A 16,201-nucleotide genomic window follows, 5' to 3' on the forward strand; every position below is an offset into this window, starting at 1 on the left:
TTATCGCATCGGGCGCTCGTACAATATCGCCCATGAGTGCCCACGACCTGACTTTCGTGCTGGGTGGCGCGCGCTCCGGCAAGAGTGCGTTCGCCGAACGCCTCGCCTCGGAGAGCGGCCTGCCAGTCAGCTATCTCGCCACCGCTGCGGTGAGCGACGAACCCGAGATGCGCGCGCGCATCGCGCACCACCGGGCCAGCCGGCCAGCGCACTGGCCCACCGTGGAAGTCGGCCGCGATCTCGCCGGTGCCGTGCTGGAAACTGCCCGCGAAGGACACTGCCTGCTCATCGACTGCCTGCCGCTGTGGCTGGCCGGGTGGCTCTGTCCGCCTGACGACGGTCCTGACGCACCAGCAGACGATACGCAATGGCATGACGTTGTCGGCCAACTGGCGCACGCGCTCTCGACCGCCCCCGGCAAACTCATCGTCGTGAGCAACGAGATCGGACTCGGCGTGATCCCGATGGGCTCGCTCACGCGACGCTATGTCGATGAACTCGGCCGTCTCAACCAGCGCGTTGCTGCGCTGGCACCGCAAGTGCGATTTGTCGTCGCCGGCCTGCCCATGGCCGTCAAAGGATGATGGCGGATGCTCACCGGACTCGCCCCTGAATCTCTCTGGCTCGCCGGCCTCATCGGCGTGCTGCTCGACGCGTGGCTCGGTGAGCCGAAGCGCTGGCATCCGCTCGTCGGCTTCGGCTTCATCGCCAACGGCGTGGAAGTGTGGCTGAACTCGCCCGACATCCGTGACAAGCCCTTCACCGCGATGGTGCGCGGCACGTGGGCGTGGGCGCTCATGTTGCTCGTGCCCGTCCTCATCACGTGGGCACTGACCTTTCTGCCCGGCTGGGGCGGCATCCTCTGGCAGGCACTGGCCCTGTACGCGGCGCTCGGTGCACGCAGCCTGCGCGAACACGTCATGCCCATTGCCCGCGCGCTGCAAGACGGCGACCTCACGCGAGCGCGTGAGCTGACCGCACGCATCGTGTCGCGCGATACCGAAGACGCGAGTGCGTCCGACATCGCACGCGCCGCCGTCGAATCGACGCTGGAGAACGGCAACGACGCCATCTTCGGCGCCCTCTTCTGGTTTGCCATTGCCGGAGCGCCCGGCGTCGTGCTGTTTCGCCTCGCCAACACGCTCGACGCCATGTGGGGCTACCGCACCGAACAGTTCCTGTATTTCGGACGGCCCGCGGCCCGCATCGACGATCTGCTCAACTGGATTCCGGCCCGTCTCACGGCGGCGAGTTACGCCATCTTCGGCGACGTCGCCCGCGCCATCGACTGCTGGCGCACACAGGCGAGCGCATGGTCGAGCCCCAACGCCGGGCCCGTCATGGCCGCCGGCGCCGGCAGTCTCGGCGTGCAACTGGGCGGCCCCGCCCGCTATCACGGCGAGTGGGAAACCCGCCCGCCGCTGGGATGCGGCACGGAACCGTCCGCACAACACATCAAGGCCGCGTGGCGGCTCATTTCACGTTCCATGTGGATGTGGCTCGTGGTGAGCGGTGCGCTCGCGCTCTTTGCTGCATCGCAGGCCGACGCCGCCACCGTGGGGGTGTTGTGAGCGTTTCAGCAACACCGGTAACCGCTGCCGCCGCACCACCTGCACCACGCCATGGCGGCAATCTGGGCGAAGCCATTGCCCGCTACGGACGCGCACGCGAGGACTGGCTCGACCTGTCGACCGGCATCAATCCCCAGGGCTATCCCGTGCCGATGCCGCCGCCCGAGGCGTGGCGCGACCTGCCCGACGCCTTCGACGATCTGACCGACATTGCCGCCAACTACTACGGCGTGCCGGTGAACACGATCGTGCCCTGCGCCGGGTCGCAGGCGGTCATCCGGGCGATACCGACGCTGTTGCGCCCGGGGCGCGTGGCGGTGGCCTCGCTGACCTACAGCGAATATGCCCCCGCCTTCGCGCGCGCCGGACATACGCTCGTGCCATGGACGGGTCCGGAGGCCGGACTCCCGGATGTCGACTATCTCGTCTGGGTGAATCCCGATAATCCGACGACGCGGCACGTCTCGCGCGAAACCTTGTCATCATGGCAAGCTTCACTCGCAAACCGTGGCGGGATGCTGATCGTCGATGAAGCGTTCGCGGATGCGTCACCTGCGGCGTCGATCACCTCGCAGGTCGGGCAGGACGGTCTCGTCGTGTTGCGCTCCGTTGGCAAATTCTTCGGACTGGCGGGGATTCGGGCGGGGTTTGCGCTGTGCCCGCCGACGTTCGGCGCGTCACTGGCGCAGACTCTCGGGGCATGGACGGTCAGCGGCCCTGCGCGTTTTGCGGTGCGCACCGCGTTGCGTGACACCGCGTGGCAAATTGCCGCACGTGAGCGCTTGCAGCACGACGGCGAGCGGCTTCTCGCGCTGTTACGCCGCCATGGCTGGCCAGCGCTGGGCACACCGCTGTTCGCATGGGCCCCGCATCCACTGGCCCCCGTCTGGCACGAAACGCTGGCCGCGCAAGGCGTCTGGACACGTCTGTTCGACGCTCGGCCCGTAGCCATACCGGCAGCAATATCACCGGCAGGCGCAGCCGTCACAACGGCCGCCATTCAGTCTCTGCCCAGCCTCCGATTGGGTCTTCCTGCGGACGAATCCGGCTGGCGGCGCCTCGCCGACGGGCTGGCCGACACGCCGGTGTCCTGAATTTTTCGGGAACTGCCGTGCCCGGCGGGTATCAAATTTCCCCGTTATGCTTCTGAACGGACGTGCCCTTCCCGTTCAACCGACGGCGCACGGCCTCACGGGCACCCTCAGTGCCATCGGCGCCTTACGCCGTATTAAACGACGTGCGTTTGCCGCCGTTTTCGTTACAAATTGAAGCATTTCTGCAACAAATGCACACAGCCTTCGCCTCAGGGCGCCGTTAGACTGAGGGTTCTTTCGCAAGGGCTTTCCCTATATCAAAAGGACGACCAAATGAAAAAACTTCCGCTGTTGCTCGCTACGCTCGTGACCGCCACCGTCGTGATGGTGGGTTGCTCGAAGAAGGACGATCAAACCGCCGCTCCGGCTGCCGATACGTCGGCATCGGCACCGGCTGCTGCCCCGGCAGATAGCGCCCCGGCCAGCGATGCAGGCGCCGCCATGGCACCGGCTTCGGATGCAGGCGCTGCCGCCCCGGCTCCGGCTTCCAACTAACGCTGCACGGCGCTGCCGCGGGCTTCGATCGGGCATCCGGTCGATCCTGCGGTGCGCTGAAACGACTACGCCCCCTGAACTCGTCTGAGCTCAGGGGGCGTAGTCGTTTACATCGTTATGTCGTTACGGTGCCATGTCGCTATGTCGCCGGGTCGCGACGATCCGGCTTACTTGACGATGGTCACACCGCCATCGATGACACCGTAGGCTTCCACCTTGCCCGTGCCGCTGCCGCTGCGGGCCGACGAACTCGAATCGCCCGTGCCGCTACCGGTATTGGCGCAAGCGCCGAGCATGACCGTCAGCGCCACCATCAGCGCACTCAATATCCCGAAATTTCGTTTCACGTCTTCTGACTCCTTGGCTCGCCCCGGCGTAGATGCCCGGGCAGGTTACGCATCGTTCGACCGCAACCCGGTGACGTCAGTTCGCCACGGGGGCATCTTACTCTGCCTCTCGTCACGCTGATGCCCCTGCGCCGCCCCGCCTTGCAGCGTCGCGGCAACACGTCGACAATGGCGGGTCTTTGTCGTCCTCGCGGTCGACGCACCACTCTGCTCTGCGCCCCATCAACCCTTTCTGCCTCGCACGCCGGTCAATGTCGCTCACTCTCAAGGCTGTCTCCCGTCACCGCGCACGCCATGCCGTGGCCGTTTTTTCGACTGTGCTTTCGGTGTTCTGCTTCACCGCGAGCGCGCATGCCGCGATCTCCGTGAAGGACGACACCGGTGCCACCGTCACGCTGGCGGCCCCTGCACAGCGCATCGTGAGTCTGGCACCGCACGCGACCGAACTGCTATTCGCCGCCGGTGCAGGCGACCGCGTAGTCGGTGCCGTGGCCTACTCCGATTACCCCGAAGCGGCCAAACGCATCACCCGCGTAGGTGACAACAGCGCCCTCGATCTCGAGCGCATTCTCGCGCTCAAACCGGACCTGCTGGTGGTGTGGATGCATGGCAATTCGCAGCGGCAAGTCGAAGCGCTGCGTCAGTTGAAGTTGCCCGTGTTCTATTCGGAACCCAAGCATTTGACCGACCTGCCCGATGCCATCGAGCGTCTGGGGGCGCTCACCGGCACCCCCGCAAAAGCGCAGGCGGCCGCCAACGCGTTCCGCGCACGTTACGAAGCGCTGCGCACGCAATATTCGTCGCGCGCGCCGGTGTCAGTGTTCTATCAAGTGTGGACGCAGCCGCTGATGACGCTCAACGGCACGCATATGGTGAGCGACGTGATCCGCCTTTGCGGCGGCGTCAATATTTTCGCCGACGAGCCCGCGCTGGTGCCGCGCGTGTCGATCGAGGCCGTGCTCGCCAAACGGCCGGAAGCGATGTTCACGGCCACGCCCGGTGCGACAAAGTCAGACAAGCCGCTCGCCACGCTCGACAGCTGGCGCAAGTGGACACAATTGCCTGCCGTGGCGAACAACAATCTCTTCGGCATCGACGGCGATCTGATCAACCGCCCCGGCCCGCGCATTCTCGACGGTGCACGCACGATGTGCGAAGACCTCGATATCGCGCGTCAGCGACGTACGCAGGCGCACGCGCAGTAATCGTTCAGGCGTTCCAGCGCACCAGCCGTGCGTGTCCGTCGTCGCTGAAGTGCAGCTCGCAAGCGGCACCGAAGCCGAGTGCCCACGACAGGCACGCCGCCGTCGGCAGGCGTAGTGCCGTCGCCGTGTGCAGCCGGATCGGTCCGGCGTGCGTCACGGCGATGTGCACGTCTCGTGCAGCGTTCGCCGTCGAAGCCCTCAGCGCCGCCTTCGCCCACGCGTCCATGCGCAACACGACATCGCGTGCCGACTCACCACCGGGCGGCGCAAAACCTGCGACATCGTGTGCCCAGTCATCGAGTTGCGCGCGATCGAGCGCGTCCCAGCGCTGCATTTCCCACTCGCCGAAGTGCATCTCCGACAGACGGGCATCCTCCATCACCGGCATGCCGAACGATTCGGCAATCACATTCGCTGCGCTGCGAGCGCGCTGCAAAGGGCTGCTATGGACAGCGACGGGCACGCGGCCATCGAGCCATGTCGCAACGTTCTCTCGCATGATCGCCACACGCGCGTCGAACTGTGCCGCGTCGGCCGGCAGGTCTGTCTGCCCGTAGCAGATGCCCGGGGCAACGTCGGGCGGCGGATGCCGCAAGAGAATCAGATCCATGCGCACACCGTCAGATACAGCGCGAGTTCGCCGATCTGTTGCGCGAAGCCCAGCGTATCGCCGGTATAGCCACCCAGTCGTCGGCGCAGATAGCGAATGAACGCCGCGCGCAGCACGATCAGTACCACCACGCCGGTCGCGCCAGCGCGCCAATCCGGCCAGAATGCCCACGGCACGCTGCACGCCACACCGAACAACAAGCCTTCGAGACTCAGTCGTTGGGCGACCGGCTTCGCCTTGCCCTGTGCACGCACATAGTCGAGCGCGCGCAACAGACTGATCGCCATGCAACGGCTCGCCGCATGGGCGCCGATCAGCACGACCGCAAAGCCACTCCATCCGAACGCCGTCTGCACATCGACCAGCGCCTGCCATTTGATGGCGAGCGCCAGCCAGAGGGCAACCGCCCCATAAGTGCCGATGCGCGAGTCGTGCATGATCTCCAGCACGCGTTCGCGCTCGAACGCACCGCCAAAGGCATCGACCGAATCGGCAAGGCCGTCTTCATGAAACGCGCCGGTCAGCAGCACACTCACCGCAAGCCCCAGCGCAATCGCCAGACGCGGTGACCAGAGCATGCCCATCGCCACCGTCAACACCGCCACCAGCACACCGACGAATACCCCGACCATCGGGAAGTAGCGCGTCGCCGCGTTCAGTTGCGCGGGCGAATAGCCCACCCACGAGGGAATCGGCACGCGCGTGAAATAGCCGAGTGCCGTCAGGAAAAGCCGAAGTTGCTGCTTGCCCCATCCGTCATGTGCATCCGGGCCGCGCGCCGACGGCACGACCGCGTGCGACGCCGTCCCCTCGCCGGGAAGCGGTGCGGGATTCTCGTCAGACGGATCGGGGGGCGATGTTGTCATGTCGTCATGCTGCCGGTGTGTCGCGATCGCTCACGCCTGCGCCCTCGAACGTAGCCATCTCGCGCAGGAACGCCGCAGCCGCCTGAATCAGCGGCATGGCCAGCGCCGCGCCGGTGCCTTCACCCAGTCGCAGCCCCAGTTGCAGCAGCGGCTGTGCACCCAGTGCGTCGAGCATGGCACGATGACCGGCTTCGTCCGACGCGTGCGCAAAGAGGCAGTAATCGAGGACGGCCGGGGCGAGACGCGCGGCCACGAGCAACGCCGACGTGCTGATGAAACCGTCGACCACAACGACGAGCCCCAGCTTGGCCGCCGCCAGATACGCGCCGGTCATCATTGCGATCTCGAAGCCGCCGAATGTCGCGAGCACATCGAGCGGATCGACTTCACCGCTCACCGGATGAGCGTCGAGTGCCTGCGCCAGCACCGCCGTCTTGCGCGCCAGTCCTGCGTCGTCCACGCCGGTGCCGCGCCCCACGCAGGCGGCGAGCGGCAAGCCCGTCAGTCGCTGCATCACACAGGCCGCTGCCGAGGTGTTGCCGATGCCCATTTCGCCAAAGCCGATCATGCGCGTGCCACGCTGCGCATGGGCGACCACGCGCGCGGCACCGGCAGCGAGCGCCGCTTCAAGCTGTTCGCGCGACATGGCCGGGCGTTCGAGAAAATTCTGCGTGCCACGCGCGACGGGAATATCCACCAGCGAGGCATGCGCCGGGAAGTCGGCCGCCACGCCCGCGTTGATCACTTCCATCTCGATCTGATTGGCGCGGCAGAACACGTTGATCGCCGCACCACCGCGCAGAAAGTTGAGCACCATCTGCGCCGTGACCGCCTGCGGATACGGGCTCACGCCCGACGCCACGATGCCGTGATCGCCCGCGAACACCAGCATGGCCGGACGCGTGAGCTCAGGCGTCACGCTCTGCTGGATACGGCCGATTTGCAGCGCGATGCGCTCCAGCGCGCCGAGGCTGCCGGGCGGCTTCGTCTTGATATCGATGGCGTGTTGCAAGGCGGCGTCCATGGCGGCGGACGGCGCGGCAACCTCGAACAATTCGGCCAGCAGCGGGCTGTATGCGGTCATTGCGGTCATGCGTGAGACTTCCTGAAATGAAAACGAAAAACGGCGGCGCACCGGATGGATCGAGCCGGGGGACGTCGCTTACATTTCCACGCCGGGCTGCGCGCGAATGCCCTGCGCGAACGCGTGTTTGACCGGCGTCATGTCGGTCACCGTGTCTGCCGCGTCGACGAGCGCCTGCGGTGCGCCCCGGCCGGTGATCACGACGTGCTGCATCTCCGGGCGCGACTCCAGATCGGCGATCACGGTATTCACATCGAGATAGCCGAGCTTGAGCGCGATATTGAGTTCATCGAACAACAGCAGGCCGAACGATGCGTCGGCCAGCATGCGGCGCGCCTGCTCCCATGCCGCTTCGGCCTTGGCGATGTCGCGCATGCGGTCTTGTGTGTCCCACGTGTAGCCTTCGCCCATCACGTGAAACTCGCATTCCTCCGGAAAACGGCGCAGAAATTTCTCTTCGCCCGTCGGGATCGCGCCCTTGATGAACTGCACCACGCCCGTCTTCATGCCGTGGCCCATCGCACGTACGACCATGCCGAAGCCCGAGCTGGACTTGCCCTTGCCATTGCCGGTGGTGATGACGAGCACGCCGCAATCGTGTTGCGCCTGCGCAATCTTGCCGTCGATCAGCGCCTTCTTGCGCACCATGCGGGCACGATGGCGCTCGTTGCGGGCCTCGTCGGCGTTGCTGCCGTCAGGAGTGGCGTTGGGATCGGGTTGTGGCGTTTCGGTCGTCATGAACAGCACCTGTAAAAACTGTGACCACGGGCGCGTGGCGCGATGCCACGCACGGGCATGGTGAGAAAAGCCAGCACGTTAGCCACGGCGGGCGGGCACGAGTGCCTCGTCCTCGCCGTCGCGAATGAGGCGTAGCGGGTAACCGAATGCGTCGCTGCAATATTCGGCCGTGAGTACGTCGCGCACCGGTCCGGCGCGCCATGCCCCCCGCCCATCGAGCAACAACGCATGGGTGGCGAACCGGCGGGCGAGATTCAGATCGTGGCAGGAGAAGACCACGGCGGCATCGTCGCGTGCCGCGTGTTCTGCGAGACGTTCGAGAGCATCCATCTGGTGGTGCAGATCGAGATGCGAGATCGGTTCGTCGAGCAATAGCAACGGCGTCGCCTGTGCCAGCACTGCTGCCAGCGACACGCGCTGACGCTCACCGCCCGAGAGCGTAGTAACGTCGCGCTGCGCAAACGATTCGAGCCCGACCTGCGCCAGTGCGTCGAGCGCAGCGGCAATATCGTCGTCCGATTCCCATGCGCCCCAACGGCCCTGTGCCAGATACGGATGCCGGCCCGCGAGCACGACTTCGAGCGCCGTCGCGCCGAACGCGTCGCGCGTCTGCTGCGGCATGAGCGCGCGCATCTTCGCGAGTGCGCCGACGCGCCACTGCGCGAGTGGCTTGCCCGCGATATCGACGCGGCCGGAGGCGGCAATGGCGTCGTCGCGATGCGGAGTTTCGTCGATGCTGCGCAGGCCGGCGAGCGTGCTGAGCAGTGTGGTCTTGCCCGCGCCGTTCGGACCGGCGAGGCACCAGCATTCGCCGGGGGAAACGGCAAAGTCGAGCCAGTCCACCAGCACTCGCTCGCCCGCGCGTAACGTCAGCGCGTGAGTGTGCAATAGCGAAGTGGGCGCCTGCGACGAGGGACTCATCGAATCACCCGTCGCGAGAGCAACCAGAGGAACAGCGGCACACCGATGATCGCGGTAATCACGCCGACCGGCAGTTGCGTCGGCGCAATGACGGTACGTGCGACCAGATCCGCGACCATCAGCAACACGCCGCCCGCCAATGCCGCAGCGGGCAGCAGCATGCGCTGATCGTTACCGAAGCGCAGTCGCAGAATATGCGGCACGACGAGGCCAACGAAGCCGATGCTGCCGGCGGTGGTGACGGCGACCGCCGTGGCCAGCGACGCCGCCAGATAGATGCGCGCGCGCAGCGGTCCGACCGACACGCCGACGGCCTGCGCCACGGCTTCGCCGCGCAGCAGCACGTTCAGCCGATGGGCCACCGGGCAGACGATGAGCAGCGTCGCGCCCAGTGCCAGCAGCGGCAACGTGGCACGGTCGACGCCATTGAGATCGCCGGTGAGCCAAAACAACATGCCGCGCAGGCTGGCGTCAGGGGCCAAGGTGAGAATCAGCATCGCGAGCGCGCCGAAACCGGCGGCCATCATCACCCCGGTGAGCAGCAGGCGGGCGCTGCTGTCTTGTTCGCCGGGACGGAAAAAGCTGCGGTGCGAAAGCGCCATCACGAGCGCAATGGCCGCCAGCGCACCGAAGAAGGCGCTCGTCTGCACCCAGAAGAAAGGCAGCATCAGCGCGAGCGAAGCCAGTGCTGCGACGGCCGCACCGCCGGAGATACCGAGCACGTAAGGGTCGGCCAGCGGATTGCGCAGCAGCGTCTGCATGAGCGCGCCCGACACCGCCAGTAATCCGCCGCAGGCGAAGGCGGCCAGCGCACGCGGCAGGCGCAGACGCCAGACCACGTCGCCGGCCAGCCCGACGTCGTGCCCGAGCATCAGACCGCCGATCTCATGTAGCGAGACCGGCACGCTGCCCAGCATGAGCGACGCCACGAGCACCGCCAGCGCGAGGCTGGCGAGTGCCGTCCAGATGGCGAGTGCGCGGCGCAGCGTCATGCCGCTACGCCCCGCGATGCCGGTGCGTCAGAACTGCTTCCAGCCGAGCGTGACGTAAATCGCGCGCCCGATCGTGTTGTAGGCATAAACCGTCTGGTAGTTTTTGTTGAAGACGTTGTCCAGGTGCGCCGAGACGTACCAGGATTTGTCGATATCGTAACGCGCTTGCAGGTTCACGAGCGTGTACGCGCCCAGATGCTGGCCACCGCTGTCGTAGCGCTCGCCGCTATAGAACACGTCGCCGCCGACGGTGAACTTGTCGAAGCGCTTGGACAAGCCGACCGAGCCGAACTGCTTGGCACGGCGGGCGAGTTGCTTGTCGGCATCCAGATCGGTCGGGTTCTGACGCGTGAACGAGGCCCGCACGTCGACGCCGAAAATCGGACGGCCGGTGTACGTCAGTTCAAGCCCTTCGACACGCGCCTTGGCCACATTCGAGGCCGTGTACGGGAACACCGTCAGGCCCTGAATCAGGTTCGTGTACTTGGTCTGGAAGCCGGTCAGCTTGACCAGACCCAGACGCTCGCCGCCGTTGAACTGCACGCCGAGTTCCTTCGAGATCGAACGCTCGGGTTGCAGGTTCGGATTGCCGTAGCCCGGGTAGAACAGGTCGTTGAAGGTCGGTGCGCGGAAGCCGTCCGACGCGTTGGCCATCAACTTCCATTGCTGCGTCAGGTTGTAGCCGTAGCCGACCCAGTAGCTGTTAGCGCCGCCGAAGTCGGAGTACGCGTCGCGGCGCACGTTGGCCTGCACCTGATGCTTGCCGAAGGTGCCTTCGTAGCCGAGGTAGCCCGAATCGACGTGGCGGTTGTTGCGGCCGTAGTTGGTGCTGCTCTCGACGGTCTGCTCCAGACGGGTGTAGCCGGCGATGAGCTTCTGGTCGGGCATGAAGGCGTATTCGTTACCCCAGTCGATCTGATTGCTCGACGTGTGGAAGTTGCCGTTGCCCTTGCCGTTCAGATAGTTGTAGCTGTAATCGTCGCCCTGCGTGACCGAGAAGCGCGTGCTCCACTTGTCGGTGACGTTGCCCTTCGCGTAGCCCGAGATCTGACGCACGCGGGCGTCGGTATCGTTCAGATCGGTGGGCTTGCCGTAGGCGTTGTCGTAGCTGCTGCTGCCGTCGCTCTGGAACAGGCGCACGCCGACTTCCCACGTGTCGCCGAGCTTTTGCGAGATCGACGCGCTCACGCTCGTGTTGTCGTCACCGTTCCGGTTCGGGTTCACATTCTTCGGATAGAAGCGCGGGTCGATGGCCGTGATGCCATTCGTGTGAAAGCGCGACACATCCAGCGAGAAGTTGGTCTTGCCGTCGTTGAACGAGCCCGCAATGCCGGCGTTGGCCTGCGTGGTGTTGTTCGTGCCGTAACCGATTTCCGCGTAGGCGCGCGGCGGGCCGCCATCGCCCTTGCGGGTAAAGATCTGAATCACACCGCCCACGGCTTGCGACCCGTAGAGCGCCGAAACATTGCCGCGCACGATTTCGATGTGGTCAATTTGCGACACCGGAATCTGTGCGATGTTGGTCGTGCCCGTGGTGGCCGAGTTGACCGGCACGCCGTCGATGAGCACGAGCGAGGCGTTCGACGCCGCGCCGCGCATGAAAATGCTGGCCGACGTGCCGAAGCCGCCGTTCTGCACGATTTCCACGCCAGCCTGACCGCGCAGCAGCGTCGGCAGGTCCTGCGCCTGGCTTTGTTCGATGTCTTCGCGCGTGATCACCGAAGTGGCGGCGAGCGTGTCGGCCAGCTTCTGCTCGGTGCGCGACGCCGTGACGACTGTGGTCTTGAGCTGTGCCGCCGTGGTGTTGTCGCTGGTGGCTGTGTTGGCCGCGACAGTGACGGGAGCGGCCGGTGCGGCAGTCGTTTCAGCCGCAGTCGCAGCAATGGCTGGCGCGGCCGACTGGGCGTGCACGGCGAAGCTCAGCGAGGCAGCGAGCGAGGCGCAAACGAGAGCGACGGTACGCGGGGCAGGAACAAAGGCAGGCGCGTGCGGCGCCATAGCGCGAACGTGGGAGCGCATGATCTGGTGTGACTTCCGTAGTTTTCTTTTTTGCCTTGACCCGTTCCCCCGCGGGTCGTCAGCGCACGGGGAGCGCCGGCGACAGGTCACGGATGCAAGTCGGATGGAATCGCATCGACACATGAAAACGACGGCGAGCCGCCAGCGGCAGGGCCGGGCGGCATGACTTTTCCCCACTCGCTCGGCCGGTATCCGGGCTGGTCATCGTCACGCCTGACCGGCCTTCCCACAAGTGAAACACTTGCAGTGGCGATTGAGGCGAAGCGCGTTTTCGGAAACCTTTATGGCCGAAATGATGACTTACCGTTGCGGGGGCAGCACAGGTTGGCCAGCCCGTGTGGGGGCGCGGCTCCCTGTTTCCCGTTTAACTGCGCATGCCGGGGGGCGTGCGCGAGCACCGAAGCGCCGCAAGTGTAGGGGTCAATCGGACGAGCGTCAATGCTCGTTCATCGGGCATTGGCCGCCGATTCCGTTAGAATGTAGGGCAATTAAGAGGACGCAGCCCGATGCTCACCGATCTCGACAATCTCACTGACAAAATCGAACAGTTGGTTGTGATAAGCCAACGTTTTCATCAACACAATCAGGCACTGCTAAGTGAGCTTGAGCGCACACGCGCCGAATGCGACGATACCCGCGCCGCGATTGAACAATTACGCGCCGAGCGCGACGCCCTGCGTTTGCAGCGCGATCAGCTCGCCGCCAAGATCGACGAGGCTCAGGTTCGCCTGAATGCCATTCTGGAAAAGCTTCCGTCGCAAAACCCTGCTGAGGGTCAGATGGATCTGCTCGGTACCCCCGGTGGAGAACACGCATGACGATCAAGCAGCTCGAAGTTCATATTCTGGAACAGTCGTACCGTCTCGCGTGCCCCCCGGAACACGAGGCTGATCTGCTCTCCGCCGTCTCGCGCGTCGATGCCGAAATGAGCAAGGTTCGCGCACAAAGCAGCGTGCGCGGCACCGACCGGATTGCCGTCATGGCAGCGTTGAGCCTGGCATCCGAATTGCTTGCACTGGAAAAAAGTATTGCTGCTGGACAATCTTTCCCCGCTGAAGAAATTCAGAGTAGAATGCAACGCATGAACGATCGATTAAGCGCTGTGATCGACCAGTATCAAAGCTGAGTCAACGTAGAAATTCACAGGCTGTCGCGCGATTCAAAAGGTTAGTTTTCCCTGCCTGGTTTGCGAAAGTCATAGATTCCTTGAACCAATGCTTTTTGCAGGTTGCGGAAGTTTGTAGTGCTGGCGTGAGCGTCACTCTGTCTGATGAACCCAAAGCGCTACTAACCGCGACCACCTTGAACCTCCCGGTTCAGGATGCCGGCTTAGCGGCTGTGGCGGGGACCCAATACACGGCACTGCGTTCGCGCAGTGCCGTTTTTTTTCGTTCGATGATTGTCGCGCGATGAATGTGTCGTGCGATGACGGCAAAAGGAAAGGCGGCCCGCAGGCCGCCTTTTTTCTTTCTCGCTACCGAAGCTAACGTTACGCGTCAGAACTGCGCTTCGCTCAGCGACAGCGCCGAATCTGCACCCTCGGTGATCGACTGTGCGAGACCCGGTGCTTGCGTCAGGATGTGGTCGGCAAAGAAACGTGCAGTGCCGATCTTGGCATCGTAGAACGCCGGATCTTCTGCACGACGCGCCTGCGCTGCCAGCAACGCACGGCCCATTTGCCAGCCACCCAGCACGATCCCCGCAAGCTTCAGGTACGGCACGCTGCCGGCAAACACGGCATTCGCGTTGTCTTGCGTGTTAGCGATGACGTAATCGACCACGATCGACAACGCTTCACGGCCCTTGGCCAGACGCTCGGCCACGCTCGTCGCCACGCCGCCTGCGGCGCGCAATTCGTTTTCGGTGGCCGCCACCTGCTCGAACAGCGCACGCGCCACGGCGCCGCCATCACGCAGCGTCTTGCGGCCGATCAGGTCGTTGGCCTGAATGGCCGTCGTGCCTTCGTAAATCGGCAGAATCCGTGCATCGCGGTAGTACTGCGCAGCGCCCGTTTCTTCGATGAAGCCCATGCCGCCATGCACCTGCACGCCGAGGCTCGTGACGTCGAGCGACATCTCCGTGCTCCAGCCCTTCACGATCGGCACCAGGAACTCGTAGACGGCCTGTGCGCGCTTGCGCTCGCCGGCATCAGCGGCATTGTGGCCGATGTCGGCCTGCGCCGCCGCGACATACGCCAGCGCACGCGCCCCTTCGGTGAGCGCGCGCATCGTCATGAGCATGCGCTTCACATCCGGGTGATGAATGATCGCGACCGCGTCGCGCGACGAACCGTCGACCGGACGGCTCTGCAAACGATCACGGGCATACGCCACCGCATGCTGATAGGCGCGCTCGGCGACCGCGACCCCTTGCATGCCCACGGCGAAACGCGCGGCGTTCATCATGATGAACATGTACTCGAGACCGCGATTCTCTTCGCCGATCAGGTAACCGGTTGCGCCACCGTTATCGCCAAATTGCAGTACGGCGGTCGGGCTCGCCTTGATGCCGAGCTTGTGTTCAATCGACACGCAATGCACGTCGTTACGCGCGCCGAGCTTGCCCTCGGCATCGACGTTGAACTTCGGCACGATGAACAACGAGATACCCTTCACGCCCGGCGGCGCATCGGGCGTGCGGGCCAGCACGAGGTGCACGATGTTCTCGGCCATGTCGTGTTCGCCGAACGTGATGAAAATCTTCGTGCCGAAAATCTTGTACGTGCCGTCGCCCGCGCGGTCGGCACGCGTGCGCACCAGTGCGAGATCCGAGCCCGCCTGCGGCTCGGTCAGGTTCATCGTGCCGGTCCATTCGCCGGAGAGCAGCTTAGGCACGTAGAGCGCGCGTTGGGCATCGCTGCCGGCCGTGAGCAGCGCTTCGACAGCGCCGTCGGTCAGCAACGGGCACAGGGCGAACGACAGGTTCGCCGCGTTGAGCATTTCGGTGCAGGGCGTGGCCACCAGTTTCGGCAGGCCTTGGCCGCCGAATTCCTGCGGGTGCAGCACCCCTTGCCAGCCGGCTTCGGAGAATTGCTTGAAGGCTTCCTTGAAACCCGGCGTCGTGGTGACGACACCGTCCTTCCACGTGCTCGGCTGCTGATCGCCGATGACGTTCAGCGGTGCGAGCACTTCCTGGTTAAAACGTGCGGCTTCTTCGAGCACGGCCTGTGCGATTTCGGGCGAGGCATCCTCGTAGCCCGGCAACGCGGCAATGCTCGACAGGTCCGCCAGCTCGTTCATCACGAACTGCATGTCCTTGATCGGGGCCTGATAACTCATGTCGTTCCTCCAGGGAATTCCGTTTGCCTGCGGATGGTGGCGAATGCCGGGATTCTTATTTTTTATTGTCTTGTGTCTGACCGATTCATATGAGGACGCACCGTGTTGCCTGCCTCCTCATGCGAATCGGCTGCGAAGCCAGCCTCTCGACTCGCTCCGCAGCGCGATTTCGTGACAGCGTTCTTACTTACAGCGCGCTCACCAGTTCCGGCACGACGGTGAACAGATCGCCCACCAGACCGTAATCCGCCACCGAGAAGATCGGCGCTTCCGGATCCTTGTTGATCGCCACGATCACCTTCGAATCCTTCATCCCGGCCAAGTGCTGAATCGCCCCCGAGATGCCCACCGCCACGTACAACTGCGGTGCCACGATCTTGCCCGTCTGTCCGACCTGATAGTCGTTCGGCACATAACCGGCATCCACTGCCGCGCGCGAAGCACCCAGCGCCGCACCCAGCTTGTCGGCCAGCGGCTCCAGCACTTTCGTATAGTTCTCGCCCGAGCCCAGACCACGGCCGCCCGAGACGATGATCTTCGCGCTCGTCAGTTCCGGACGATCCAGCTTCGTCACCTCACGGCCCACGAACTGCGACAGACCGGCGTCCGGCGTGGCGGCGATGCTCTCCACTGCGGCGCTGCCACCGGTCGCGGCTGCCGGGTCGAAGCCCGTCGAGCGCACCGTGATCACCTTCACCTTGTCGGCGCTTTGCACCGTCGCAATCGCGTTACCCGCGTAGATCGGGCGCTCGAACGTGTCCGCGCTGTCGACCTTCGTGATATCCGAGATTTGGGCGACGTCCAGCAGTGCGGCTACGCGCGGGGCAATGTTCTTGCCGTAGGCGGTGGCCGTTGCCAGGATGTGCGAATAGTTGCCCGCGATCGACACCACCTCGTCGGCGATGTTTTCCGCCAGACCGTCGGCGAAGTACGGCGCGTCAGCGAGCAGCACCTTCTTCACGCCAGCGATTTGCGCGGCAG

17 protein-coding genes, 1 other RNA gene and 1 riboswitch are annotated in these 16,201 nt (G+C 64.7%); of the genes, 8 read left to right on the forward strand and 10 right to left on the reverse strand.

Translation table 11 applies throughout. The features are described 5' to 3' along the window. Nucleotides 1-32: 32 nt before the first annotated feature. The 4 genes from cobU to CDV46_RS20410 all read left to right on the forward strand — a co-directional run bounded on the left by cobU (nt 33) and on the right by CDV46_RS20410 (nt 3,160). Nucleotides 33-584, forward strand: a complete 552-nt coding sequence (gene cobU, locus CDV46_RS20395) for a bifunctional adenosylcobinamide kinase/adenosylcobinamide-phosphate guanylyltransferase (RefSeq protein ID WP_087724588.1) — start codon at nt 33-35, stop codon at nt 582-584. Nucleotides 585-590: 6 nt separating this feature from the next. Then, a complete protein-coding gene (gene cbiB / locus CDV46_RS20400) occupies nt 591-1,571 on the forward strand; it encodes an adenosylcobinamide-phosphate synthase CbiB (protein ID WP_087724590.1) in 981 nt (326 codons plus the stop codon). After that, nucleotides 1,568-2,665 (forward strand): threonine-phosphate decarboxylase CobD, encoded by a 1,098-nt coding sequence (gene cobD / locus CDV46_RS20405; RefSeq protein WP_087724592.1) that lies wholly within the window; start codon nt 1,568-1,570, stop codon nt 2,663-2,665. The genes cbiB and cobD overlap by 4 nt, the downstream gene beginning before the upstream one ends. Nucleotides 2,666-2,938: 273 nt before the next feature. Further along, the gene (locus CDV46_RS20410) at nt 2,939-3,160 is read left to right on the forward strand and encodes a hypothetical protein (RefSeq protein WP_058375452.1); all 222 of its coding nucleotides are present in this window, start codon (nt 2,939-2,941) and stop codon (nt 3,158-3,160) included. Between the two features lie 167 nt (nt 3,161-3,327). Here the strand turns inward: CDV46_RS20410 and CDV46_RS26920 are convergent, their stop codons facing one another. Further along, a complete protein-coding gene (locus CDV46_RS26920) occupies nt 3,328-3,507 on the reverse strand; it encodes a hypothetical protein (protein ID WP_140413439.1) in 180 nt (59 codons plus the stop codon). 251 nt (nt 3,508-3,758) lie between these two features. Between CDV46_RS26920 and CDV46_RS20415 the strand changes: the two genes are divergently transcribed. Further along, nucleotides 3,759-4,712 (forward strand): cobalamin-binding protein, encoded by a 954-nt coding sequence (locus CDV46_RS20415; protein WP_087724594.1) that lies wholly within the window; start codon nt 3,759-3,761, stop codon nt 4,710-4,712. Nucleotides 4,713-4,716: 4 nt separating this feature from the next. Here CDV46_RS20415 and CDV46_RS20420 read toward each other — a convergent pair whose 3' ends face one another. From CDV46_RS20420 to CDV46_RS20450, 7 genes are all read right to left on the reverse strand, one after another. Beyond that, a complete protein-coding gene (locus tag CDV46_RS20420) occupies nt 4,717-5,322 on the reverse strand; it encodes a histidine phosphatase family protein (RefSeq protein ID WP_087724596.1) in 606 nt (201 codons plus the stop codon). Continuing rightward, the gene (locus CDV46_RS20425) at nt 5,313-6,188 is read right to left on the reverse strand and encodes an adenosylcobinamide-GDP ribazoletransferase (RefSeq protein WP_087724598.1); all 876 of its coding nucleotides are present in this window, start codon (nt 6,186-6,188) and stop codon (nt 5,313-5,315) included. The genes CDV46_RS20420 and CDV46_RS20425 overlap by 10 nt, the downstream gene beginning before the upstream one ends. A 4-nt stretch (nt 6,189-6,192) precedes the next feature. Next, nucleotides 6,193-7,281 carry a nicotinate-nucleotide--dimethylbenzimidazole phosphoribosyltransferase gene (gene cobT, locus CDV46_RS20430; RefSeq protein WP_087688650.1) on the reverse strand — a complete coding sequence of 363 codons (1,089 nt, stop codon included), beginning with the start codon at nt 7,279-7,281 and terminating at the stop codon, nt 6,193-6,195. A 69-nt stretch (nt 7,282-7,350) separates the two neighbouring features. Then, nucleotides 7,351-8,010, reverse strand: a complete 660-nt coding sequence (gene cobO / locus CDV46_RS20435) for a cob(I)yrinic acid a,c-diamide adenosyltransferase (protein ID WP_087688787.1) — start codon at nt 8,008-8,010, stop codon at nt 7,351-7,353. A gap of 78 nt (nt 8,011-8,088) precedes the next feature. Next, nucleotides 8,089-8,931, reverse strand: coding sequence for an ABC transporter ATP-binding protein (locus CDV46_RS20440; RefSeq protein WP_087724600.1), 843 nt, complete (start codon nt 8,929-8,931; stop codon nt 8,089-8,091). After that, nucleotides 8,928-9,923, reverse strand: coding sequence for a FecCD family ABC transporter permease (locus tag CDV46_RS20445; RefSeq protein ID WP_087688652.1), 996 nt, complete (start codon nt 9,921-9,923; stop codon nt 8,928-8,930). Before CDV46_RS20445 ends, CDV46_RS20440 begins: the two co-directional genes overlap by 4 nt. Nucleotides 9,924-9,950: 27 nt before the next feature. Beyond that, entirely contained in the window at nt 9,951-11,942 is a 1,992-nt protein-coding gene (locus CDV46_RS20450) for a TonB-dependent receptor plug domain-containing protein (RefSeq protein WP_087724602.1), read from the reverse strand. Nucleotides 11,943-12,108: 166 nt separating this feature from the next. Then, nucleotides 12,109-12,359: riboswitch (cobalamin riboswitch) on the reverse strand. A gap of 89 nt (nt 12,360-12,448) precedes the next feature. Here CDV46_RS20450 and CDV46_RS20455 point away from each other — a divergent pair. From CDV46_RS20455 to ssrS, 3 genes are all read left to right on the forward strand, one after another. Next, nucleotides 12,449-12,760: a hypothetical protein gene (locus tag CDV46_RS20455; RefSeq protein WP_058375458.1), complete on the forward strand. Its 312-nt coding sequence runs from the start codon at nt 12,449-12,451 to the stop codon at nt 12,758-12,760. Continuing rightward, nucleotides 12,757-13,068 (forward strand): cell division protein ZapA, encoded by a 312-nt coding sequence (locus CDV46_RS20460; protein ID WP_058375459.1) that lies wholly within the window; start codon nt 12,757-12,759, stop codon nt 13,066-13,068. The genes CDV46_RS20455 and CDV46_RS20460 overlap by 4 nt, the downstream gene beginning before the upstream one ends. A 45-nt stretch (nt 13,069-13,113) precedes the next feature. Continuing rightward, a non-coding RNA gene (ssrS, locus tag CDV46_RS20465) (6S RNA) lies at nt 13,114-13,294 on the forward strand. A 144-nt stretch (nt 13,295-13,438) separates the two neighbouring features. Here the strand turns inward: ssrS and CDV46_RS20470 are convergent. Together CDV46_RS20470 and CDV46_RS20475 are read right to left on the reverse strand one after the other, a co-directional pair. Further along, nucleotides 13,439-15,220 (reverse strand): acyl-CoA dehydrogenase, encoded by a 1,782-nt coding sequence (locus CDV46_RS20470; protein ID WP_087688654.1) that lies wholly within the window; start codon nt 15,218-15,220, stop codon nt 13,439-13,441. A 187-nt stretch (nt 15,221-15,407) separates the two neighbouring features. Next, on the reverse strand, nt 15,408-16,201 hold a 794-nt coding region (locus CDV46_RS20475), incomplete at its 5' end, for an electron transfer flavoprotein subunit alpha/FixB family protein (RefSeq protein ID WP_087723318.1).

This window comes from Pandoraea sp. PE-S2T-3, from assembly GCF_002179965.1.
Taxonomy (GTDB): domain Bacteria; phylum Pseudomonadota; class Gammaproteobacteria; order Burkholderiales; family Burkholderiaceae; genus Pandoraea.